Source organism: Micromonospora sp. NPDC023633, assembly GCF_040640035.1.
GTDB lineage: Bacteria > Actinomycetota > Actinomycetes > Mycobacteriales > Micromonosporaceae > Micromonospora.
The window spans coordinates 21,146-41,880 of sequence record NZ_JBFABB010000003.1; the positions used below are offsets into that span (position 1 = coordinate 21,146).

Genomic DNA, 20,735 nt, shown 5'->3' on the forward strand with positions numbered 1-20,735 from the left:
GTTACAGACAATCCCAACGCCCCCAGGCGGAAGAAGAGACCTCAAGGATCCGGGTCGGGTGGACGATCATGGCGCCGACCGCCCGACACCGCTGCCATTCACGTTAGCGGAGGCCACGGCCCGCCAGATTGCGGGGTGGCGATCCCATCCGCCACCGGCGTGCTCCAGCTGCGCAGCCGTCGCGATCAACCTCGCGTCGTCGCCGTACCGACCGGTCAGCAGGACCCCCACGGGCAGCCCCTCGGCGGTGACGCCCACCGGCAGCGACACGGACGGATCGCCCGTGACGTTGAAGACGGCGCAGTACGGCGAGAACCGGCGTTGCCGGTCGAAGTCCTCGACCGGGTCGCCGCCCTCGGTGAACCAGCCCAACGGCGCCTGCGGCGCGGCGAGGGTGGGGCAGAGCAGCAGGTCGCAGCCGGCGGTGCGGCGGACGCCGAGGCGTACCTGTGCCTGGAGCTCGCCGAGCGTGGCGCTGAGGGTGCCGGCGGAGATCTCCGCGCCCCGGGCCCGCAGGTGGCGGGTCAGCGGCAGCAGCGCGCTCTCCCGCCCGGGCGGCACGGGCGCGAGCGCCAGCACGTACCAGACGATCTCGAACAGCGGCCACACGGCGGGCCCGAGGGGCGCGGGCACGTCGACCACCTCGTGGCCGGCGGCGGTGAGCAGCGCCGCCGCCCGGTCCACGGCGGCGAGGCAGTCGGGGTGGACCGGCTCGTCGGCGAGCATCGGCGCGGTGAACCGCCCGACCCGCAACCGCCCCGGGTCGGCCGCCCGGGCCGCGCCGAGCCAGCCGCCTCCGGGCGCAGCGGGCGCCAGGTAGGGCTCGCCGGGCACCGGCCGGGCCAGCACGTCGAGCAGCGCCGCCACGTCGGCGACCGTGCGCCCGATCGGCCCGTTGGTCGGCAGGCCGTAGGCGCCGGAGCCGACCGGCCCGCCGGAGACCAGGCCCCGGCTCGGCTTGTAGCCGACCAGGCCGCACAGCGACGCGGGGATGCGCAGCGAGCCGCCGCCGTCGGAGCCCTGGGCGAGGGGCACCAGCCCGGCCGCGACGGCCGCCGCCGCCCCTCCGCTGGAACCACCGGCGGTGTAGGCCAGGTCCCACGGGTTGCGGGCCGGCGGCGCGACCAGCCCCTCCGAGTAGAGCGAACAGCCCAGCTCGGAGGTGGTGGTCTTGCCCAGGCTCACCAGCCCCGCCTCGGCCATGAACCGGACCACGTCGGCGTCCACGGGCGGCACGAAGTCGGCGAACGCCGCCGAGCCGAAGGTGGTGCGTACCCCGGCGGTGAGGGTGAGGTCCTTGATCGCGGTCGGCACGCCGTGCAACGGGCCGCGCTCGCCGGCGGGGACGGCGTCGGCGGCGCGGGCGGCCGCACGGGCCCGTTCGGGGGTGACCGTGACGAACGCGCCGACGGTGTCGCCGAGCGCGTCGACGCGGGTCAGATGGTGCTCGACCAACTCGACGCTGGACAGCTCGCCGGCGGCGATCGCGGCGGCCTGCTCCAGCGCGGTCAGGTCGTGCGGCTCGGCCATCCCCTCATCCTGCCCGCCCGTCCCCCGCCGTGCCGCACGACACGACCGGCCGGCGCTGCGACGAGCGCCATATCCCCCTGACATGACCACATCGGGATGACCGCCCACCGGCTCCGGCACCGAGGATGGACCCGATCAACGGTGATCACCGCACATCGGTGGCTCGGCGATCGAGGAGCACCGGGACACCTGCCCGCGCTCCTGAATCCCACGCTCCGGAGCCGTCGCGCGCACTGGGGGCCGCGACGGCTCCGGATTCCACCCCCGCCGGGCGGCGGGGGCGGCGTCGCCGCGCCGCTAGGGGCGGGTGCCGAGGAACCGCAACGCGTTGCCGCCGAGCAGCATGCCGCGCTGTTCCCCGGTGAGGAAGTCCGCCTCGCGCACCACCCGGCCGACCGGCCGCTCCCCCAACGGGTACGGGTAGTCGCTGCCGACGAGCACCCGCTCGGCGCCCATCGTGTCGACCAGCAGCCGCAGCGCGGGCGCGGAGAAGACCACCGAGTCGACGCAGAACCGGTCGACGTACGAGCTGGGCGGGGCGGTGGAGGCGCCGCGTACCAGGTCGCCCCGGCGGTGCCAGGCGTTGTCGGCGCGGCCCAGCCAGAACGGGAAGCTGCCGCCGCCGTGCGCGAAGCAGATCCGCAGCGTGTCGGGCACCCGGTCGAAGACGCCGCCGAGGATCAGCGCCAGCACCGACAGGTGCGTCTCGGCGGGCATCCCGGCGAGCCAGCGGGCCATCCACCGGTCCAGCCGGGGACCGCCCGGCATGTCCCACGGATGCACGAAGACCGGCGCCCCCACCTCGGCGCAGTGCGTCAGGAACTCCACGATCCCGGCGTCGTCGAGGTCGCGGTCACCGACGTGGTTGCCGATCTCCACCCCGGCGTGCCCGGCCGCGAGGCAGCGGTCCAGCTCGGCGCAGGCCGCCTCCGGGTCCTGCAACGGCACCTGGCAGAACGGCACCAGCCGGTCACCACCGGCGGCGGTGACCTCCAGGGTGAGGTCGTTGAAGATCCGGGCCACCTTCACCGCCTGGTCGGCGGGCCGGTCGTAGCTGAAGAAGACCGGGGTGGGCGAGACGACCTGCACGTCCACGCCGTCGGCGTCCATGTCGCCGAGCCGGGTGGGCGCGTCCCAGCACTCCGCCCCGACCGGGCGGAACTCCGTCTCCCCCACCATGATCATGGCCGCCCGCTCGGAGTCGACCCGCAGCCAGGGCCAGCCGGACCCGCCGCACGCCGCGCCGAGGTCCGGCCACCCCTTCGGTACGACGTGCGTGTGCACGTCGACCACCGGCAGCCGCGCCTGCCCCAGCAGGCCCGGGGCGGGACCGCGCATCAGCCCTTGCCCGGGTGCAGCGCGCCGCAGTTCGCGCAGGTGCGCGCGGCCTCGTCGGCGTAGAACGCCTGGAACACCGGGGGCAGGTCGGCGGCGATGTCCCGGACCTGCAACTCCACCTCGTGCACCTTGTGCCCGCACTCGGTGCAGTACCACTGGAACTTCTCCAGCGTGCCCTCCTCGCGGACCCGCTCCACGACCACGCCGATCGAGCCGGCCTCGGGCCGCTGCGGCGAGTGCGGGGTGTTGCGCGGCAGCATCCACATCTGGCCCTCGCGCACGTGCACCGTACGCGGCCCCTCCGGGGTCATCAGGTTGACGTGCATGTTGCCCTTGACCTGGTAGAAGAACTCCTCGTACGGGTCGACGTGGAAGTCGGTGCGCTGGTTGGGCCCGCCCACCACCATGACGATGAAGTCGTCCCCGCCCGGGAACATCTCCTTGTTGCCGACCGGCGGCTTGAGCAGGTGCTGGTTCTCCGCGATCCAACCGGGGAAGCTGAACGGCTCCGCGATCTCACTCACGACTGACCTCCTGACGGAAGAAGGGCCACGGCCTGAATCTCGACGAGCAGGTGCGGGTGCGGCAGCTGGTGCACCGCCACCGTCGTGCGGGTCGGGCCGGTCGCGTCGAAGAACTCGGCCCACACCTCGTTGTAGCCACCGAAGTCGTTCATGTTGACCAGGTAGCTGGTGACCTGTACGAGGTCGCAGAGGTCGGCGCCGACCGAACGCAGCAGGTCGCGGACGTTCTCGATCACCGCCCGGGTCTGCGCCCGGATGTCGAGGTTCGTCGTGCCGAACTCGTCCACCTCGACGCCGGCGAAGGTGTTGTCCGGCCGCCGCGACGACGTACCGGAGACGAAGACGAACCCGCCGGCGACCTTGACGTGCGGGAAGGCGCCCCGGGGGACGGCCTTGCCCGCGACGACGCGCGCCTGCCCGCTCATGCCGACGCCCGCAACGAGGCCGTGCCGAGCTTCTCGACCACGGCGCGGACGTGGGCACCGGGGCGCAGCGGGACGGCGGCGGTGGCCGCGCCGGCCAGGAAGACCCAGCCCTCGCGCAGCCGCACCCCGTGCCGGCCGGCCAGCCGGATGCCCTCGTCGAGGGCCCGTCGGGGATCGCCGAGGATGGCGGCGGTCGAGCCGACCTGCGCCACCCGTCCGTCGACCTCCAGCAGCACGCCCAGGTTCTCCAGCCCGTCGGGCACCGGGCTCCACGGCCCGATGACGAACGCGGCGGCGGAGGTGTTGTCGGCGATGACGTCCGGCAGGGAGAAGGTGAAGTTCGCGTACCGGGAGTCGATCAGCTCGATGGCCGGAGCCACCGCGCGGACCGCGTCGGTGAAGTCGCCGACCGGCTCCCCCGGCTCGGGCAGCCGGTCCAGCAGGAACGCCACCTCCGGCTCGGCCCGGGGGTGGATGAAGGCGGCCGGGTCGACGCTGCCGCCGTCGGGCACCCGCATGGTGTCGGTGAGCCGGCCCCAGATCACCTCGTCCACGCCGACCTGCGCCATCTTCGCCTTGCTGGTCAGGCCCATCTTCAGCCCGACGAGGCGCTCGCCGCGCTCCAGCCGGCGCTGCACCAGCGCGGTCTGCACCGCGTACGCGGCGTCGACGTCGAGACCGGTCTCGGCGGCCAGTTGCCCGATCGCGGTGGCGGTGTCCGCCGCCACGCCCAGCCGCTCGGCGATGCCCGCGGTGTCCGGCCCGATCATGCTCTGCCACCCTTCTGCTCGCGGTCGCCGGCGAGGTCCAGCGCCACGTCCACGATCATGTCCTCCTGGCCGCCGACCATCCGGCGGCGGCCCAGCTCGACCAGGATCGACCGGACGTCCACGCCGTAGCGGTCGGAGGCCCGCTCGGCGTGCCGCAGGAAGCTCGAGTAGACCCCCGCGTAGCCCAGCGAGAGCGTCTCCCGGTCGACCTGCACCGGCCGGTCCTGCAACGGCCGGACGATGTCGTCGGCGGCGTCCATCAGCGCGAAGACGTCGCAGCCGTGCTGCCAGCCGTGCAGCTCGGCGACCGCGACGAAGACCTCCAGCGGGGCGTTGCCGGCGCCGGCACCCTGCCCGGCCAGCGAGGCGTCCACCCGCACCGTCCGGCCGTGGGCCGCCTGCGGGCCGGCCGCGGCGTCGCCGAGGATCCGCCCGTGCTCGACCGCGACCACGCTGTTGGCCACCCCGAGGGACAGGTTGTGGTGCGCGTGGATGCCGATCTGCGTGGCCGGCTCCAACACCTGCCGGTACGCGTCGACCCGCTCCGCCACGTCCGACATCAGCAGCCGGCCGCCGGAGTCGGTGACGTAGACGCAGTGGGCGCCGTACGACTCCATCAGCCTGGCCTGGGCGGCGAGCCCGGCCGGATCGAACATGTGCGACATCATCAGGAAGCCGGAGACGTCCATGCCGTTCTCCCGCGCCCACGAGATGTGCTGGGCCGAGATGTCCGCCTCGGTGCAGTGGGTGGCGATCCGCACGCTGGTCACGCCGAGGGCCTTCGCCGCCTTCAGGTCGGCGATGGTGCCGATCCCCGGCAGCAGCAGCGTGGTCAGCTTCGCGGTCGTCATCACCTCGGCCGCCGCCGCGATCCACTCCGCGTCGCTGGCCGCGCCGTGGCCGTAGTTGACGCTGGAACCCGCCAGCCCGTCGCCGTGCGCCACCTCGATCGCCGCCACCCCCGCCGCGTCCAACGCGGCGGCGATGGTGCGCACCTGCTCGACGGTGTAGCGGTGGGCGACCGCGTGCATGCCGTCGCGCAACGTCACGTCCTGGATGTACAGGTCGGTCATGACAGCACCTCCGAGGCGGTCTCGGGGCGCAGCGCGACCAGCCGCTCCGCGGTGCGCAGCGCGGCCGAGGTCATGATGTCCAGGTTCCCGGCGTACGCCGGCAGGTAGTGCCCGGCGCCGGAGACCTCCAGGAACACCGAGACCTGCAACCCCGTCAGGTGCCGGCCCAGCGCCGGCACGTACGTGTCGACCCGGTCGAACTGCACGTCCTGCTTGAGCCGGTAGCCGGGGACGTACTCCCGCACCGTCGCCACCATCCGCGCCACCGACGCCGCGATCGCGGCCCGGTCGGCGTCGGCGTCCGGGCAGAGGCAGTAGACGGTGTCGCGCATCAGCAGCGGCGGGTCCGCCGGGTTGAGCACGATGATCGCCTTGCCCCGGTCGGCGCCGCCGACCACCTCGATCGCCCGCGCGGTGGTCTCGGTGAACTCGTCGATGTTGGCCCGGGTGCCCGGCCCCGCCGACCTCGACGCGATCGAGGCGACGATCTCCCCGTACGCCACCGGCGTGACCCGGCCGACGGCGGCCACGATCGGCACCGTCGCCTGTCCACCGCAGGTCACCATGTTGACGTTCCGCTCGCCCAGGTGCTCGTCCAGGTTGACCGGCGGCACCACGTACGGGCCGATGGCCGCCGGGGTGAGGTCGACCACCGTGCGACCGTGCGCGGCCAGCACCGCGTCGTTGTGCCGGTGCGCGCCCGCCGACGTGGCGTCGAACACCAACTCGACGTCGGCGAACTCCGGCATCGCCACCAGGCCGTCCACGCCACCGGCGGTGGTCGCCACGCCGAGCCGCCGGGCCCGCGCCAGGCCGTCGGACTCCGGGTCGATGCCGGCCATCGCCACCATCCGCAGCGACTCCGAGAGCCGGAGCACCTTGATCATCAGATCGGTGCCGATGTTGCCCGACCCGATCACCGCCACGCCGGTGGTCACGACGCCTCCCCGGAGAAGCAGGTGCGCACCGAGCCCAGACCGGAGATCCGCGCCTCGTACGCCGCGCCCGGCGTCACCGGCACCATCGGGCCGAGCGCCCCGGAGAGCACCACGTCGCCCGCGCGCAACGGATCGCCCGCGCGGGCCATCGTCTGTGCCAGCCACTCCAGCGCGTGCAGCGGATTGCCGAGGCAGGCCGCGCCGGCCCCGACCGAGACCGGCTCACCGGCCTGCTCCAGCACCATCCCGCACAGCCGCAGGTCCACGTCGGCGAGCCGACGCGGCGCGGTGCCGAGCACGAAGAGGCCGCTGGAGGCGTTGTCCGCGACGGTGTCCACGATCGAGATGTCCCACCCCGCGACCCGCGAGTCGACGATCTCGATCGCCGGCAGCACGTGGTCGACCGCCCGGATCGCGTCCGCGGTGGTGATCCGCTCGTCGGGCAGGTCGGCGCCCAGCACGAAGGCGACCTCCGCCTCCACCCGGGGCTGGAGCAGCCGGTCCATCGCGACCTCGGCCCCGTCGGGCACCGCCATGTCGTCCAGCAGCACCCCGAAGTCCGGCTGGAAGACGCCGAAGCTCTCCTGCACCGCCCGGGAGGTCAGCCCGATCTTCGCGCCCACCCGCCGGTGGCCCCGCTGCGACCACTGGCGCACCTGGAGCTGCTGGACGACGTACGCCGACGTGACGTCCCCCTCGGGCAGCAGCCGCCCGCGCAGCGGCGGGCAGGGCTTGCCGTTCTCCCGCGCGGCGACCAGTTCCCGGGCCGCCGCCTCGTAATCAACGCTCATGTCGGCTCCTCGCTGCCCTCGGAGCCGCCACGGGGCTCCACGGCACTGCGGCTGATGATCCGCTCGCTGCGCTCGCTCATGTCAGGTCCACGCAGACGTTGGTGAGTTCGGAATAGAAGTCGAGTGAGTGCACGCCGCCCTCGCGCCCGATGCCGGAGGCCTTCATCCCGCCGAACGGGGTGCGCAGGTCGCGCAGGAACCAGGTGTTCACCCAGACGATGCCGGCGTCGAGCCGGGCGCCGGCCCGGTGGGCCCGGCCGACGTCGCGGGTCCAGACCGTCGCCGCCAGGCCGTACTGGGTGCCGTTGGCCAGCACGTAGGCCTCGTCCTCGTCGTCGAACGGGGCGACGTGCACCACCGGGCCGAAGATCTCCTCGGTGTTGGTGCGGGCCTGCGGGCCCAGCCCGGTCAGCACCGTCGGCAGCACGTACGCGCCGCCGTCGCGGGCGTCGCCGAAGCGCGGCGCGCCGCCTCCGGTGAGCACCTCCGCGCCCTCGGTCCGGGCCAGTTCGTAGTGACCGAGCACCTTGTCGCGGTGTTGGTGCGAGATCAGCGGCATGTTCACCGTGGCCTCGTCGGCGGGCCACCCGTACGGCAGCGCGGCGGCCCGCTCGGCGAGCCGGGCGGTGAACTCCTCGAACACCGGCCGCTGCACGTAGATCCGCTCGGTGCAGAGGCAGACCTGGCCACCGTTGGTGAAGCTGGAGCGCACCGACCCCGCCACCGCCGCGTCGAGGTCGGCGTCGGCGAAGACCAGCCCGGCGTTCTTTCCGCCCAGCTCGAAGGAGACGGCCTTCACCCCGTCGGCGGCGGCCCGCATGATGGTGCCCCCGGTGGCCGACTCGCCGGTGAAGGTGATCGCGTCCACCCCCGGGTGCCGGGTGAGGAACTCCCCCGCCGAGTCCGGGCCGAAGCCGTGCACCAGGTTGAACACGCCGGCGGGCACGCCAGCGGCGGCCATCACCTCGGCGAGCAGCGTCGCCGAGGCGGGCGTCTCCTCGCTGGGCTTCACGATCACGGCGTTGCCGCAGGCCAGCGCGGGGGCGACCTTCCAGGTGAGCAGCAGCAGCGGCAGGTTCCACGGCACGATCACCGCGACCACGCCGACCGGCTTGCGGACCGCGTAGTTCAACGCCCGGCCGCCGGTCGGGGTGACCGTGGTGAAGGACTCCGTCGGCGCGGTCGCCACGATCTCCGCGAAGGCGCGGAAGTTCGCCGCGCCACGCGGGATGTCCAACGTCCGCGCCTGCGAGATCGACTTGCCGGTGTCGGCGACCTCGGCGGTGACCAGGTCGTCGAAGCGTCGCTCCAGCTCGTCGGCGACCCGGCGCAGCACCTCGGCGCGCTCCCGCTCCCCCATCCGGCCCCACGGCCCGCGCAGCGCCGCCCGCGCGGCGGCGACGGCGTCGTCCACGCACGCCCGGTCGGCCTCGGCCACCTCGAAGACCGGTTCGCCGGTCACCGGGCTGCGCTTGGTGAACCGCCGCCCGGCCTCGACGAACTCGCCGCCGACGAAGTTGCGCAGCAGGCCCGGGCCGTCGGGCGCCCGCCCCGCCATCAGCCGGGGATCCCAGGTCACGGTCATCGACGCCTCCCTCGCTTGATCGTGAGGCCGACCGCGCCGGCCAGCACCGCCGCCACCCCGGCGGCCACCGCCCCGAGCACCCGGTGCTGCCGGCGGACCCGGCGACGCACCTCCGCGTACGGGGTGGTCGAGAAGGACACCAGCTCGTAGCGGGAAACGTACCGGCCCGGCAGCACCCGCTCCAGCGCGTGCTCGACCTTCCGGCCGGCCTGGAACAGCGGCGAGGCGACCTTGTCCCGCATCTCCACGAAGTTCGCCAGCGCCATCTGCGCGATCGCCTCGGCGTTCTCCTGCCGCCGCTGCTGGAACAGCGGCAGCGCCTCCGACCAGTCGTCGGCGCACTCGTCCAGGCAGCGGTCCAGCTCGACCACGTCCTCAAAGGCGCAGTTCGCGCCCTGGCCGTAGAAGGGGACGATGGCGTGCGCCGCGTCGCCGAGCAGGCCGACCCTCCCGTACGCCTGCCACGGGGTGCAGCGGACGGTGCCGAGCACGCCCACCGGGTTGTGCTGGTAGTCGTCGACGAGGCCCGGGGCGAGCGGCGGCAGGTCCGGGTAGTGCTCGGCGAAGTGCCGCTCGATGGCCGCCGGGCTGCCCAGCGAGGCGAAGCTCGCGGTGCCGTGGGTGGGCCAGAAGAGCGTGCAGGTGAACGAGCGGTCCGGGTTCGGCAGCGCGATCATCATCGAGGTGCCGCGCGGCCAGATGTGCAGCGCCTCCGGGTCGAGGGCGAAGTCCCCGCCCAGCGGCGGGATCGTCAGCTCCTTGTAGCCGTAGTCGAGGAAGTCCACGCTCTCGGTCAGCAGCCCGTACGCCAACAGCTGCCCACGCACCGCCGAACCCGCGCCGTCGGCGCCGAGGACGACCGACGCGGTGGCCGCGACCGTGCCCTGCGGGGTCTCGAAGGTCATCCCGCCGCCGGTCGGGTCGAGCCCGACGAGCCGGTGGTCGAAGGCGACCCGCACCCCGGGCAGGGCGGTGGCCGCGTCCAGCAGGGCGTTGTTCAGCGCGCCCCGGCTGATCGAGTTGATCGCCCGGTCACCGGAGGCGCTGTACGACTGGAACTGCGCCTCGCCGTCCACGGGGTGGATCATCCGGCCGCGCATCGGCAGCCCGTCCGCCAGCACCTGCTCGTCCAGGCCGATCCGGCGCAGCGCGTCCAGGCCGCGCTCGGAGAGCGCCAGGTTGATGGAGCGTCCCCGCTCCACCGTGCCGGTACGCGGGTCGGGCCGGCGCTCGTAGAGCGCCACCGGGTAGCCGCGCCGGGCCAGGAAGCAGGCCAGCAGGCAGCCGGCCAGGCCCGCGCCGACCACCGCGATCTCGTTGCGTTCCTCCGTCATGAGCCCGCCTCCGCAACGGTCGCGGCCAGCGCCTCGGCGACCCGCCAGCAGTCGTGGAACGTGGAATAGAGCGGCACCGGGGCGAACCGGATGACGTCCGGCTCCCGGGCGTCGGCGATCACGCCGTGCTCGTGGCGCAGCCGCTTGGCCAGCCCGGCCGCGCTGCCCGCGCCGATGCGCACCGAGAGCTGGCAGCCCCGCCGCTCCGGCTCCCGCGGGGTGACCACGGTCAGCGGACGGTTCGCGGTCACCTCGTCGAGCAGCCCCGCCAGGTAGCCGGTGAGCCGGACGCTGCGCTCGCGCAGCGCGGGCATCCCGACGGCGTCGAAGAGCTCCAGCGAGGTCCGCACCGGGCCCATCGCGAAGATCGGCGGGTTGGAGATCTGCCAGGCCTCCACGGTGGCCGGCGGCCGGGAGACCGGGGTCATCTCGAACCGGGTGGCCGCCTCGGTGCTCCACCAGCCCTCGAAGCGGGGCAGGTCGGCGTCGCCGAGGTGCCGCTCGTGCACGAAGACCCCGGCGAGCGCGCCGGGCCCGGAGTTCAGGTACTTGTAGGAGCACCAGGCGGCGAAGTCGACGTCCCACTCGTGCAGCGCGAGCGGGACGTTGCCGGCGGCGTGCGCCAGGTCCCAGCCGACCACGGCCCCTGCCGCGCGGCCGGCGGCGGTGATCGTCGGGATGTCCATCAGCTCGCCGGTGAGGTAGTTGACCCCGCCGAGCAGCACCAGCGCCACCGTGTCGCCCTCGGCGGCCAGGTAGGCGGTCACGTCCTCGGTGCGCAGGGTGTCCTCGCCGGCGCGCGGCCGCAGCCGGACGACCGTGGTGTCCGGGTCGAGGCCATGGAAGCGGGCCTGGCTGCGCACGGCGTAGCTGTCCGAGGGGAAGGCGCTGTCCTCGATGACGATCCTGGTCCGCGCCCCGGCCGGCCGGTAGAAGCTGACCATCAGCAGGTGCAGGTTTACCGTCAGGGAGTTCATCACCACGACCTCCGCCGGCGTGGCGCCGACCAGTCGCGCGGCCGGCGCCGTCAGCAGCTCGTGGTACGGCAGCCAGGGGCGCTCGGCCTCCAGGTGGCCCTCGACGCCCAACCGGCTCCACGCGTCCAGGTCGGCGACGAGTTCGTCGCGGGTGGCCCGGGGTTGCAGGCCGAGGGAGTTGCCGGCCAGGTAGGCGGCCTCGGGGTACCGCCCGCCGTCGGCCGGCGGCACGTGGAACAGGTGGCGGTGCCCGGGATCGGCGGCGTCGAGGCCAAGGGCCTCGGCTTCGCCGGCGGCGAGCCCGGACGACTCAGGTGCTCCGGTGTTCATGGGGTGTTCTCGCTCTCGGGTCACATCGCTGTCCGGGCCGACCACAGCTCGGGGAAGACCACCCGGGCCATGCTGCGCTGCAACCACGCGAGCCCGGCGGAGCCGCCGCTGCCGACCTTGGCGCCCATTGTGCGCTGCACCGCCTTGACGTGGTGCTGCCGCCAGTCGCCGAACTGCTCGGCCACCTCGGTCAGCGCCTCGCCCAGCATCCGCAGGTGGTTCTCCGGCCCCGGCTCGGCGTAGATCCGCACCCAGGCCGCCTCCACGGCGGCGTGCGGCTGGTGCTCGGCGGCGACCTCCCGGTCGAGCAGGTCGGCCGGGAGGTCGTGGCCGTGCCGGGCCAGCAGGGCGAGCACGTCGTCCCAGAGGCTCGGCGCCGCCAGGGTGGCGCGCAGGTCCGCGTACACGTCGGTCTGTCGCCGGAACGGCCGGATCAGCGTCTCGTCGCGGAGGCCGAGCAGGAACTCCAGGTGGCGGTACATCGCCGACTGGAAGCCGGAGCCCTCGCCCAGCAGGTTGCGGAACCGGTTGAAGTCGGCCGGAGTCATCCAACGCAGCCCCTTCCAGGCCGCGTTCAGCCCTTCCAGATGCAGCGCGGCGCGGCGCAGCGGGGCCAGCGCGTCCCACACCCGGTCGGCGCGCAGCAGGCGCTGCGTCTCGCGCAGCTCGTGGCAGGTCAGCCCGAAGTACAGCTCCATGATCTGGCTGACCATCAGGAAGGACATCTCACCGGGGTCGTCGCTCAGCGGCTGCTGAAGCCGGTGCAGCGTGCTGGCCTGCACGTACGCGTCGTACGGCACCCGCTCGGCGAACTCCAGCGTCGGTTCGCCGCCGTTGCGGGCGGCGCGGGCCGCGCGCTGCCGCGGGGTCGCCGGGCGCACCGCCGCCTTGGCGGGTACGCGCACGTCCGTCTGCTCCACCGGTGGCCTCCATCTGCTCTTCGTCACCCGGGACGGCCGACGGTCGGCCGTTTTCGGGATGCCGACATGATCTCTCGGCGGAACCGCCGGATGGAATGCCGGATCAACGGCACTCATCCCGTCTGACCTGCGACGCAGAAGGCATGAGCCGGATTCGGCTTCGAGAAAGTAAGGTCGCCTCATGGACGACATGGACTGGGCGCTGCTGCGGGAACTGCAGGCCGACGCGCGCCTCTCCTTCAGCGAGCTCTCCCGGCGGGTGCACCTGTCGCCGCCGGCCGTGGCCGAGCGGGTACGCCGGCTGGAGGAGTCCGGGGTGATCACCGGCTACCACGCCCACGTCGACCTGACCCGGGCCGGGCGCACCGTGGTCGCGCTGATCCGGATGTCCTGTTACGGGGCGCGGTGCATCCTGCACGACCCGGATGTGGCGGGTTGGCCCGAGATCCTGGAGATCCACCGCATCACCGGCGACGCGTGCAGCATGCTCAAGGTGGCCGCCGGGTCGATCGGGGACTTCGAGGCGGTGATCGACCGGCTCGCCCCGTACGGGCAGCCGTCCAGCACGATGGTGCTCTCCACCCCGCTCCAGTGGCAGCCCGTCACCCCGCTGCCCCCCGCCGACCGGCCCCGCTGACCGGCCCCCGGGTTTGCCCTCCGGCCAGCGGGAAAGCAGGCCCTGTTGCCCGGGGAGGATTCCGGTGTTCGTCACCGGAAGGGGGGATCATGCCGGTGCTCACAGCGTTCCAACGTGCCCTGACCCGCGCTCTGACCGTGTTGGGCCTGGTCGGGGCGTTCGTCCTGACGGCCGTCGTACCCGCCTGGGCGGGTGAGGAGGCCTTCGTCGAGGTGGTGCCCAACAGCGCGCAGGCCGGCACCCGGGTCAGCATCCGGGCCGGTTGCGACAACGCCAACGACCGCCAGGCCGACGTGCACTCCGACGCCTTCGGGCGGGTGATGCTGCGGCCGGACGACGGCTTCCTGACCGGCCAGGTCACCATCCCGGGCAGCAAGGAGCCCGGCGACTACCCGGTGAACCTGCGCTGCGACAACGGCAGGACCGCGACCACCACGCTCACGGTGCTGAACATGGAGCAGCCCAGCAAGGGCCCGGCCACCGGGGGCGGCGGCACCGCCGGCGCCTCGGGCACCGGCTCGATGCTGATGGTCGGCGGCCTCGCGGTGGTGGCCCTGGCCGTGGGCTTCGGCTTCTTCGGCAACCGCCGCCGGACCGGGGCCGGTTCCTGACCCGCCGTCGCCATGGCCGGCTCCCGGAGGCGTACCAGGCGACCGGACCCGGACCGGATCCGGGCGACCGGCCGGCGGGCGCTGCGGGCGTCCGGCCGGGCGGCGGTCGCGGCGGCCCGGCGGCTGCGCCGGGTGGCCGGGGAGGCGGTGTCGGCGAGCGTCGCCACCACCGATCCGGGGGCCCGACCGCTGCCGGCCCGACCCCGCCACGGCCGGATCCCGGCCGGCCGCCGCCGGCTGGCCCCCGGCCGGGGGCCCGGCCTGCCGGTCCTCGTGATCGGTACGTTGATGGCGCTGATCATCACGATGCTCGGCGTGGAGCGGATCGCCGGCGTGAGCGTGCTGCCGGACCGGTTCCTCGCGGGGCTGCGACCCGCCCCGAAGAAGTTCCCGGTGCTGCCCGCCAGCCGGCCCGTCGGCATCGCCATCGACCCGATCGACGTCCGGGCGCCCGTGCACGGCGTCGGCATCGCTCCGGACGGCAGCATCGCGGTGCCGGAGGCCGCCCGCGCCCACGAGGCCGGCTGGTACGACCAGGGCCCGACCCCGGGGCAGTACGGTCCCTCGGTGATCGTCGGGCACGTCGACACCGGCACCGGGCCGGCGGTCTTCCACAAGCTGCGCGACCTGCGCGACGGGGACCGGATCGAGGTCGCCCGGCAGGACCGCTCGGTGGCCGTCTTCGAGGTGGACTCCGTCGAGCGCTTCGACAAGGACCGGCTGCCGGTGGACGAGGTCTTCGGGGACTTCAGCCGTCCCCGGCTGCGCCTGATCACCTGCGGCGGGCGCTGGGTGGGCGGGGAGACCGGATACGCCGACAACGTGGTGGTCTTCGCGTCCCTGGTGCGGGCCCGTACGACGTGACCGGCGGCCGCCCGGGGCAGCCGCGTCGGCCCGGCCCCGGTGCGGCTCGCCGCGTTCCGGGGGGGGGATGACGGTCAGGCCGCCTCGGGCTCGCGCAGGTCGAGCCAGTCGGCCCAGCGGGGGTCCGGCGCCCGGTGACCGAGCACCCGCCAGGCGGTGCCCTTCGGGGCCGCCGGCAGCGCGTGCAGGCGCCAGCCCAGCTCGGCCGGCGTCTTGTCGCCCTTCGTGTGGTTGCACCGGGCGCAGGCCGCGACGACGTTCTCCCAGGCGTGCCGGCCGCCCCGGCTGCGCGGAAAGACGTGGTCGATGGTCTCGGCGGGCCCCCGGCAGTAGGCGCAACGCCAGCCGTCCCGGGCGAAGATGGCCCGCCGGGAGAGCCCGACGTGGGTGCGGTAGGGCACCCGCACGAAGCGGGTGAGCCGGACGACCGACGGCACCGGCAGCGCGTCGCGGGCGCTGTGCAGGATGCCGTCGCCGTCGGCGACGCAGACCGCCTTGGCGGAGAGCACGAGAATGGCGGCACGACGCACCGACACGACGCACAGCGGCTCGTAGGTGGCATTGAGGACCAGCGCACCGGAGCCCACCGTGGGTCGTATGTCAGGCATCGCGTTCACCCTCCCGGTTCAGCGGCCCCTGCTCACCACCGCCGACCGGAAACGGGCACGGCGACCCACCACGGCCGACGCCGGCCGGATCACCGACGTCCGTGCGCCCATCGTCCCTGATCGGCCCCCGGATTGCACGTACTAATCGGGGGTCCCTCCGGAAGCGATCCCCACACGTGTCAGGATGACCGGTTCGCCCGCGTCCGGCGGCGGCGTCCCGCGAGGGGTGCCGGGCCGGTCACGACGCGGAGGGTCGACGGGATCCTGCCCCGCCGGGTGGGGTACGAAGACAGCGTGACCGCTGCCAGCCTGACGCCCCTCGCCCTGCCCGCCGTCGAGGCGCCGGACCCGGCTCCGTCGCCGACCTGCCTGGACGACGCCCTCTGCCGGAGCGTCTACGACATGACCGGCTCGGTCTGGTTCGCCGAGGGCAGCTACTGGATCCTGCTCAAGCCGCTGCGGGTCGTGCTGATCCTGCTGCTGGCGATCGCCGCCCGGTGGCTGGTGCACCGGACGATCCGCCGGCTGGTGCGCACCACCACCGACGCGGGCGTGCCGACCATGCTGCGTCCGCTACGCGAGCGGATCCCCACCGCCACCGTCGAGCCGGGCGAGTTCGTCCCGGAGCGACGCCGGCAGCGGGCCGAGGCCATCGGTTCGGTGCTGCGCAGCCTGAGCACCGCGTTCATCTTCGGCATCGCGCTGCTGATGATCCTCAAGGAGTTCAGCTTCGACCTGGCCCCGCTGCTGGCCAGCGCCGGCATCGCGGGCGTGGCCCTCGGCTTCGGCGCGCAGAGCCTGGTCAAGGACCTGATCGCCGGCCTGTTCATGCTGATCGAGGACCAGTACGGCGTCGGCGACACCGTGGACCTCGGCGAGGCGACCGGCGTGGTGGAGTCGGTCGGTCTGCGGGTCACCACCGTCCGCGACGGGCGGGGCGTGCTCTGGTACATCCGCAACGGCGAGATCGTCCGGGTGGGCAACAAGAGCCAGGGCTGGGCCCTGGTGGTGGTCGACCTGCCGATCGGCTTCGCCGGCACGGAGGAGGCCACGGCCGTGCTGCGGACCGCCGCCGCCTCGGTGGCGATCGACCCCGACCTGGCGCCGGAGATCGTCGAGGCGCCGGAGGTGCTGGGCGTCGAGCAGATGACGGTCGACGGCGCGGTCATCCGTACGGTGGTCAAGACGACCGCGGACGGGCAGTTCGCCGTCGGCCGGGAGCTACGTCGCCGGCTCGCCGAGGCGTTAGAGAACTCCGGCATCACCGCGAAGATCGCCGCCGCCCGGTTCTACCCCGGCATGCCGGTCCGCGCCCCCGGCGAGACCGGGCAGGGCGGCGCCACCTGAGGCGCCCGAACGCCGGGCGGCGGGGGTCGCGAGCCGGGTGGCCCCTCGGGTATCGTCCGTTCGTTCAGTCGGAGATGCGACGATCTACCCCTTCGCCCTAGCCACTCGTCGGACGATCGGGCAAAATCCGGTGCACGCTCCCCGGAGCGTGATCACGTCCTCGCTGATCCGTAGATCTGACGACGGTTCCCGGGCCGTCCATCACGAGTGGCCCGCCCAGGGGAACGATGGAGGCGACGGTGCCTGACGAGCGACCATCCCCGGAAGGGCCGGCAACCTTCCGCGAGGTGTTCGCCAATCGCGAATACGGCGCCGTCTTCACAGCGAGCGCTCTCTCCTGGATCGGCGACTACATCGCCAAGGCCGCGGTCACCCTGCTGGTCTACGAGGAGACCCGGTCAGTCGCACTCTCGGCCGCCGCCTTCGCGGTGAGCTACCTGCCCTGGCTGGTCGGCGGTCCCCTGCTCGCCACGCTCGCGGAGCGGCACCGCTACCGGCAGGTCATGGTGATCTGCGACCTCGTCCGGATGGTGCTGATGGTGTGCATCGCCATCCCCGGTATGCCCGTCCCGGTGATCCTGGCCCTGCTCTTCGCCACCACGCTGGCCAATCCACCGAGCCAGGCCGCCAAGTCGGCGCTGATTCCCCTGATCCTCACCGGGGACCGCCTGGTGGTCGGGCTGTCGATGATCAGCAGCGTCGGCCAGGCCGCCCAGGTCGTCGGCTACCTGGCGGGCGCGGCCATCGCCGCGTTCAACCCGACCGCCGCGCTCCTGGTGAACGCGGCGACCTTCGCCCTGTCGGCCGCGCTGGTCCGCTTCGGCGTGGCCGACCGGCCGACGGCGATGACCGCCGCGCACCGCAGCCACCTGCTGCGGGAGACCGCGCAGGGCTTCCAGATCGTGTTCGGCACCCCGGTGCTGCGGGCCATCGCCGTGCTGGTCTTCGCCGCCATGCTCTTCTCCGTGGTGCCGGAGGGCCTCGCCGCCGCCTGGGCGAGCGAGCACGCCGGCCGGCTGGACGCCGGGGCCGCCCAGGCCATCATCATGGCGGCGAACCCCGTCGGCTTCATCCTCGGCGGCCTGATCGTCAGCCGGGCGTTCGGGCCGGACCGCCGGCTGAGCCTGATGCGGCCGCTGGCGGTGCTCTCCCCGCTGGCCCTGGTGCCCGCCCTGTTCGACCCGCCGCCGCTGGTGGTGGCGCTGCTCGCCGCGGCCTGCGGGTTCGCCGTCGCGGGCATGCTGCCGGTGGCCAACGGGCTCTTCGTCCGGGCCCTGCCCGACGGCTTCCGGGCCCGCGCCTTCGGCGTGATGGCGACCGGCGTCCAGGTCATCCAGGGCATGGCCGTCCTGGTCACCGGGTTGCTGGCCGAGCGGTACTCCATTCCGCTCGTGGTCGGGGTCTGGAGCGCCGTCGGGGTGCTGCTGATGACCCTCGCCGCCCTGCGCTGGCCGAGCCGGTCGACCATCGACGCGGCCGTGGAGGCGGCCCAGCGGGCGAGCGGGGCGGCCCCCCAGCAGGCGGGCGGGCCCGCCACCGCGGCGAGCGCGCAGGGGCGCTCCGGGGAGGAGCGGCCCGGCGGGCCGGCGGACGGCTGGACGGTCGCCCCGGCGAGGCGGGACAGCAGCGGCACACGGTGACCCGACCCACAGCCGGCACCCCCGGTCGCCCGGCGCGGCACCTGGCAGGATGGAACGGTGAATGCCGCAGGTGAGTCCGACCGGCCCGGTGCGTCGATGACCCTCTTCGAGGCGGTGGGCGGCGAGCCCACCTTCCGCAAGCTGGTGGACGAGTTCTACGCCGGGGTCGCCGCCGACCCGCTGCTGCGCCCCATGTATCCCGAGGAGGACCTGGGCCCGGCCGCGGACCGGCTGGCCCTGTTCCTCATGCAGTACTGGGGCGGCCCCAACACGTACTCGGCGCAACGGGGGCACCCGCGGCTGCGGATGCGCCACGCGCCGTACCGGATCGGCGCCGCCGAACGGGACGCGTGGCTGCTCCACATGCGCCGCGCCGTCGACCGTCTCGACCTGCCGCCGGAGATCGCCACCGCGCTGTGGGACTACCTGGAGCGGGCCGCCTACTTCATGGTCAACGCGATGGAGGATCCGGCGGGGCCGGCCTGACCCGAGCGGCCGTCGGGCGACCCGGCGGCCGCCGGCCGGCCGCCGGGAGGTCCGGCCGACTTCGTACGGGCACCCGGTCGTCCGACGGGCGTCGGGCGGCTCAGAGCAGGGCGCCCTCGTCGTGCAGCCAGTCCACGAAGCTGGTGGCGACCGCCGCGCCACAGTCGAGCATCTCGACCAGCAGCGCGTCGTGCGCCCCGGCGCCGAACGGCACCTGCAACTCCGCGTAGATCGGCAACTGCCCGCGCTCGGTCGGGTCGCCGATGTAGGCCTTGCAGAAGCGGCGGGTGTGGTTCCACTCGTTGACCACCCGGTAGGCGCGGTCGGCCCAGTCCGGCGGCACCGTCGCGTGTGGACGGGCCCGCATCACCAGGATCTCGTCCTCCGGGCCCTCCAGGGTGACCAGCACGGCGTGTCGCTCCCACATGGCCAGCAGGTTGCCGTCGCCGTCGGCCAGGTAGCGCACGTCGAGCATGTCGAGCGCGTCGCAGACGCGGCGCAGGGTGACCGGCTCGACCGTGGCGGGCATGTCCGCTATCACGGCACGCTCCGTCGGCGGGCAGTCGTCTCCCGGCTGACGCGGGGTCGGTGGTCCGACCCGGACGGTGCTCTCCACTGTGATCCCGCTCTGCCTTTCCGGGTCGCCGCCGCCGTTGGCGGGACCGGGGCGCCATGACCACCACGGCATCGCTCGCGCACCTCACTCCCCAGCGGATCCAGCCGCCTACGGTGCGTTGGATCCGAGGATGGACGGTACCCGGACAGCCGGGTTGAAGCACCCCCCCAACGACAGCACCAGGACAGAAGAATGACCATGGGTCATCCGAACGGATGAACTCAGACGGGCCGCACGGCAAGATCGGTGGCCTTCTGCGACCAGATCGCTCCGTACGGTCCCACCAGACCGACCCATCGGCCGACCGTTCGCACCTGGACGTCGCCCCCGCCGCCCGCCTCGGCGGACCCCTCGGCCGCCCCGAGGAAGCCCATCCGGACCAACCCCTGGACCATCCGCTGGGTCACCTCGATCGGCTCGCCGGGCGGGTCGTCCGGGGTGACCACCACGGGCACGTGGTCGAGCAGCGCGTCCCGCAGCGCCCGCTGCCCGACCGCCCGCCCGCCGACGCCGTGGGCGCTGGCGTCACGCAGGGCTCCCGCGGCCGCCGCCGCGATCCGCCGCAGCTCCGCGCCCGGCAGCGTCTCCACCCGGCGGCTCGCCGTGGGCGGCAGCGGCCACCGCCACCGCTCGTCCCGCCGCGTCGGCAGGGCCGCGCCGCCCGCCGCGAGCTCGGCCAGCAGCTCGCCGGCCGAGACCGTGGCGTCGCCGGGGCCGTCGCCGGCCACCGGGCGGACGACCAGCACGCCCCACGGCAGGCGCCCCCAGAGGGCCGTGCGGCCCGTCGCGCCGGTCGACCGGAGTCGGACCGGCGCGTCGCGGTCCAGCCGGACGAGGCGGGCCAGGAAGGCCCCCGCGTCGGCGGCGTCGGCGATCCCGTGCCCGGCGACGGCCGGCCCGCCGCCGCCGGTCCGCGCCGGGGCGGCCGGCCCGTCGGTCGCCGTCACGCCACCGGACCCTGCGGCGCGTACGTGAGCAGGAACGTCCGCTCCTCCGGGGTGATCCGCCGGGGCCGCTGCCGGGTCAGGTCGAAGGGCACCAGCACCGAACGGGCGCGGCTGGCCAGGACGTCGCCGTCGAAGAGCTCGTAGGCGACGGTGAAGGACGCGCCCCGGATCTCCTCCACCCACAGCTCGATGCGCACGGTGGGGGCGGCCTCCGCGGTGGCCCGGCCGAGGGCGTACTCGACCGGGCGCAGGTAGTCGATCTCGTGCCGACTGATCACGACGCCGTCGGCGAACGAGCCCACTCCCCACGCCCGGCCGCCGGCGAACATCAACGCCACCCGCGCCTCCTCGTAGAGGGTGAGGAAGCGCGAGTTGTTGACGTGGCCGTACGCGTCCAGGTCGGACCACCGCAGGGTGCAGTGGTAGACGAAGCGGTCTGCCACG

At 73.9% G+C, this 20,735-nt stretch carries 22 protein-coding genes; 6 read left to right on the top strand and 16 right to left on the bottom strand.

What is annotated here, in order from left to right; translation table 11 throughout:
- Positions 1 to 66: 66 nt before the first annotated feature.
- The 12 genes from AB0G13_RS01455 to AB0G13_RS01510 form a co-directional block, all read right to left on the bottom strand.
- Positions 67 to 1,530, bottom strand: coding sequence for an amidase (locus AB0G13_RS01455; RefSeq protein WP_357867210.1), 1,464 nt, complete (start codon positions 1,528 to 1,530; stop codon positions 67 to 69).
- 297 nt (positions 1,531 to 1,827) lie between these two features.
- Positions 1,828 to 2,868 carry an amidohydrolase family protein gene (locus AB0G13_RS01460; protein WP_357867213.1) on the bottom strand — a complete coding sequence of 347 codons (1,041 nt, stop codon included), beginning with the start codon at positions 2,866 to 2,868 and terminating at the stop codon, positions 1,828 to 1,830.
- Complete coding sequence (locus AB0G13_RS01465; RefSeq protein WP_121399407.1) at positions 2,868 to 3,392, bottom strand: 3-hydroxyanthranilate 3,4-dioxygenase; 525 nt, start codon at positions 3,390 to 3,392, stop codon at positions 2,868 to 2,870. Before AB0G13_RS01465 ends, AB0G13_RS01460 begins: the two co-directional genes overlap by 1 nt.
- Positions 3,389 to 3,817 carry a RidA family protein gene (locus AB0G13_RS01470; RefSeq protein WP_357867217.1) on the bottom strand — a complete coding sequence of 143 codons (429 nt, stop codon included), beginning with the start codon at positions 3,815 to 3,817 and terminating at the stop codon, positions 3,389 to 3,391. Before AB0G13_RS01470 ends, AB0G13_RS01465 begins: the two co-directional genes overlap by 4 nt.
- Positions 3,814 to 4,587, bottom strand: a complete 774-nt coding sequence (locus AB0G13_RS01475) for a fumarylacetoacetate hydrolase family protein (protein ID WP_357867220.1) — start codon at positions 4,585 to 4,587, stop codon at positions 3,814 to 3,816. The genes AB0G13_RS01470 and AB0G13_RS01475 overlap by 4 nt, the downstream gene beginning before the upstream one ends.
- Entirely contained in the window at positions 4,584 to 5,660 is a 1,077-nt protein-coding gene (gene dmpG, locus AB0G13_RS01480; protein WP_357867223.1) for a 4-hydroxy-2-oxovalerate aldolase, read from the bottom strand. The genes AB0G13_RS01475 and dmpG overlap by 4 nt, the downstream gene beginning before the upstream one ends.
- Entirely contained in the window at positions 5,657 to 6,598 is a 942-nt protein-coding gene (locus AB0G13_RS01485) for an acetaldehyde dehydrogenase (acetylating) (protein WP_357867226.1), read from the bottom strand. The genes dmpG and AB0G13_RS01485 overlap by 4 nt, the downstream gene beginning before the upstream one ends.
- On the bottom strand, positions 6,595 to 7,389 hold the full coding sequence (locus tag AB0G13_RS01490; protein ID WP_357867229.1) for a fumarylacetoacetate hydrolase family protein: 795 nt from the start codon (positions 7,387 to 7,389) through the stop codon (positions 6,595 to 6,597). The genes AB0G13_RS01485 and AB0G13_RS01490 overlap by 4 nt, the downstream gene beginning before the upstream one ends.
- A gap of 76 nt (positions 7,390 to 7,465) precedes the next feature.
- A complete protein-coding gene (locus AB0G13_RS01495; protein ID WP_357867466.1) occupies positions 7,466 to 8,947 on the bottom strand; it encodes a 2-hydroxymuconic semialdehyde dehydrogenase in 1,482 nt (493 codons plus the stop codon).
- 23 nt (positions 8,948 to 8,970) lie between these two features.
- Positions 8,971 to 10,308: an NAD(P)/FAD-dependent oxidoreductase gene (locus AB0G13_RS01500; protein ID WP_357867232.1), complete on the bottom strand. Its 1,338-nt coding sequence runs from the start codon at positions 10,306 to 10,308 to the stop codon at positions 8,971 to 8,973.
- Positions 10,305 to 11,615 (bottom strand): kynureninase, encoded by a 1,311-nt coding sequence (kynU, locus tag AB0G13_RS01505; protein ID WP_357867235.1) that lies wholly within the window; start codon positions 11,613 to 11,615, stop codon positions 10,305 to 10,307. Before kynU ends, AB0G13_RS01500 begins: the two co-directional genes overlap by 4 nt.
- A 20-nt stretch (positions 11,616 to 11,635) precedes the next feature.
- Positions 11,636 to 12,535, bottom strand: coding sequence for a tryptophan 2,3-dioxygenase family protein (locus tag AB0G13_RS01510; protein ID WP_357867238.1), 900 nt, complete (start codon positions 12,533 to 12,535; stop codon positions 11,636 to 11,638).
- 181 nt (positions 12,536 to 12,716) lie between these two features.
- Here AB0G13_RS01510 and AB0G13_RS01515 point away from each other — a divergent pair, with 181 nt between their 5' ends.
- From AB0G13_RS01515 to AB0G13_RS01525, 3 genes are all read left to right on the top strand, one after another.
- The gene (locus AB0G13_RS01515) at positions 12,717 to 13,172 is read left to right on the top strand and encodes an Lrp/AsnC family transcriptional regulator (protein ID WP_357867241.1); all 456 of its coding nucleotides are present in this window, start codon (positions 12,717 to 12,719) and stop codon (positions 13,170 to 13,172) included.
- 137 nt (positions 13,173 to 13,309) lie between these two features.
- The gene (locus AB0G13_RS01520; protein ID WP_357867470.1) at positions 13,310 to 13,783 is read left to right on the top strand and encodes a hypothetical protein; all 474 of its coding nucleotides are present in this window, start codon (positions 13,310 to 13,312) and stop codon (positions 13,781 to 13,783) included.
- Positions 13,784 to 13,795: 12 nt separating this feature from the next.
- Complete coding sequence (locus tag AB0G13_RS01525; protein ID WP_357867244.1) at positions 13,796 to 14,647, top strand: class F sortase; 852 nt, start codon at positions 13,796 to 13,798, stop codon at positions 14,645 to 14,647.
- Between the two features lie 74 nt (positions 14,648 to 14,721).
- On the opposite strand, the gene AB0G13_RS01530 is transcribed toward AB0G13_RS01525, so the two are convergent.
- Entirely contained in the window at positions 14,722 to 15,255 is a 534-nt protein-coding gene (locus tag AB0G13_RS01530; protein WP_091628780.1) for an HNH endonuclease, read from the bottom strand.
- 294 nt (positions 15,256 to 15,549) lie between these two features.
- Here AB0G13_RS01530 and AB0G13_RS01535 point away from each other — a divergent pair, with 294 nt between their 5' ends.
- The 3 genes from AB0G13_RS01535 to AB0G13_RS01545 all read left to right on the top strand — a co-directional run bounded on the left by AB0G13_RS01535 (position 15,550) and on the right by AB0G13_RS01545 (position 18,728).
- A complete protein-coding gene (locus AB0G13_RS01535) occupies positions 15,550 to 16,602 on the top strand; it encodes a mechanosensitive ion channel family protein (protein WP_357867247.1) in 1,053 nt (350 codons plus the stop codon).
- Between the two features lie 227 nt (positions 16,603 to 16,829).
- On the top strand, positions 16,830 to 18,242 hold the full coding sequence (locus AB0G13_RS01540) for an MFS transporter (RefSeq protein WP_357867249.1): 1,413 nt from the start codon (positions 16,830 to 16,832) through the stop codon (positions 18,240 to 18,242).
- A gap of 96 nt (positions 18,243 to 18,338) precedes the next feature.
- Positions 18,339 to 18,728, top strand: a complete 390-nt coding sequence (locus AB0G13_RS01545) for a globin (protein ID WP_357867473.1) — start codon at positions 18,339 to 18,341, stop codon at positions 18,726 to 18,728.
- Positions 18,729 to 18,828: 100 nt separating this feature from the next.
- Here AB0G13_RS01545 and AB0G13_RS01550 read toward each other — a convergent pair whose 3' ends face one another.
- The 3 genes from AB0G13_RS01550 to AB0G13_RS01560 all read right to left on the bottom strand — a co-directional run bounded on the left by AB0G13_RS01550 (position 18,829) and on the right by AB0G13_RS01560 (position 20,734).
- A complete protein-coding gene (locus AB0G13_RS01550; RefSeq protein WP_357867252.1) occupies positions 18,829 to 19,416 on the bottom strand; it encodes a YbjN domain-containing protein in 588 nt (195 codons plus the stop codon).
- Positions 19,417 to 19,565: 149 nt separating this feature from the next.
- On the bottom strand, positions 19,566 to 20,219 hold the full coding sequence (locus tag AB0G13_RS01555) for a hypothetical protein (protein ID WP_357867475.1): 654 nt from the start codon (positions 20,217 to 20,219) through the stop codon (positions 19,566 to 19,568).
- Between the two features lie 68 nt (positions 20,220 to 20,287).
- A complete protein-coding gene (locus AB0G13_RS01560; RefSeq protein WP_357867255.1) occupies positions 20,288 to 20,734 on the bottom strand; it encodes a thioesterase family protein in 447 nt (148 codons plus the stop codon).
- Position 20,735 lies beyond the last annotated feature (1 nt).

Excerpts from the sequence above, each read along its gene's own strand:
- AB0G13_RS01455 (WP_357867210.1), bottom strand. The coding sequence starts at position 1,530 with ATGGCCGAGCCGCACGACCTGACCGCGCTGGAGCAGGCCGCCGCGATC.
- AB0G13_RS01460 (WP_357867213.1), bottom strand. The coding sequence starts at position 2,868 with ATGCGCGGTCCCGCCCCGGGCCTGCTGGGGCAGGCGCGGCTGCCGGTG.
- AB0G13_RS01470 (WP_357867217.1), bottom strand. The coding sequence starts at position 3,817 with ATGAGCGGGCAGGCGCGCGTCGTCGCGGGCAAGGCCGTCCCCCGGGGC.
- AB0G13_RS01475 (WP_357867220.1), bottom strand. The coding sequence starts at position 4,587 with ATGATCGGGCCGGACACCGCGGGCATCGCCGAGCGGCTGGGCGTGGCG.
- dmpG (WP_357867223.1), bottom strand. The coding sequence starts at position 5,660 with ATGACCGACCTGTACATCCAGGACGTGACGTTGCGCGACGGCATGCAC.
- AB0G13_RS01490 (WP_357867229.1), bottom strand. The coding sequence starts at position 7,389 with ATGAGCGTTGATTACGAGGCGGCGGCCCGGGAACTGGTCGCCGCGCGG.
- AB0G13_RS01495 (WP_357867466.1), bottom strand. The coding sequence starts at position 8,947 with ATGGCGGGGCGGGCGCCCGACGGCCCGGGCCTGCTGCGCAACTTCGTC.
- AB0G13_RS01500 (WP_357867232.1), bottom strand. The coding sequence starts at position 10,308 with ATGACGGAGGAACGCAACGAGATCGCGGTGGTCGGCGCGGGCCTGGCC.
- kynU (WP_357867235.1), bottom strand. The coding sequence starts at position 11,615 with ATGAACACCGGAGCACCTGAGTCGTCCGGGCTCGCCGCCGGCGAAGCC.
- AB0G13_RS01515 (WP_357867241.1), top strand. The coding sequence starts at position 12,717 with ATGGACGACATGGACTGGGCGCTGCTGCGGGAACTGCAGGCCGACGCG.
- AB0G13_RS01525 (WP_357867244.1), top strand. The coding sequence starts at position 13,796 with ATGGCCGGCTCCCGGAGGCGTACCAGGCGACCGGACCCGGACCGGATC.
- AB0G13_RS01530 (WP_091628780.1), bottom strand. The coding sequence starts at position 15,255 with ATGCCTGACATACGACCCACGGTGGGCTCCGGTGCGCTGGTCCTCAAT.
- AB0G13_RS01540 (WP_357867249.1), top strand. The coding sequence starts at position 16,830 with ATGGAGGCGACGGTGCCTGACGAGCGACCATCCCCGGAAGGGCCGGCA.
- AB0G13_RS01545 (WP_357867473.1), top strand. The coding sequence starts at position 18,339 with ATGACCCTCTTCGAGGCGGTGGGCGGCGAGCCCACCTTCCGCAAGCTG.
- AB0G13_RS01550 (WP_357867252.1), bottom strand. The coding sequence starts at position 19,416 with ATGCCGTGGTGGTCATGGCGCCCCGGTCCCGCCAACGGCGGCGGCGAC.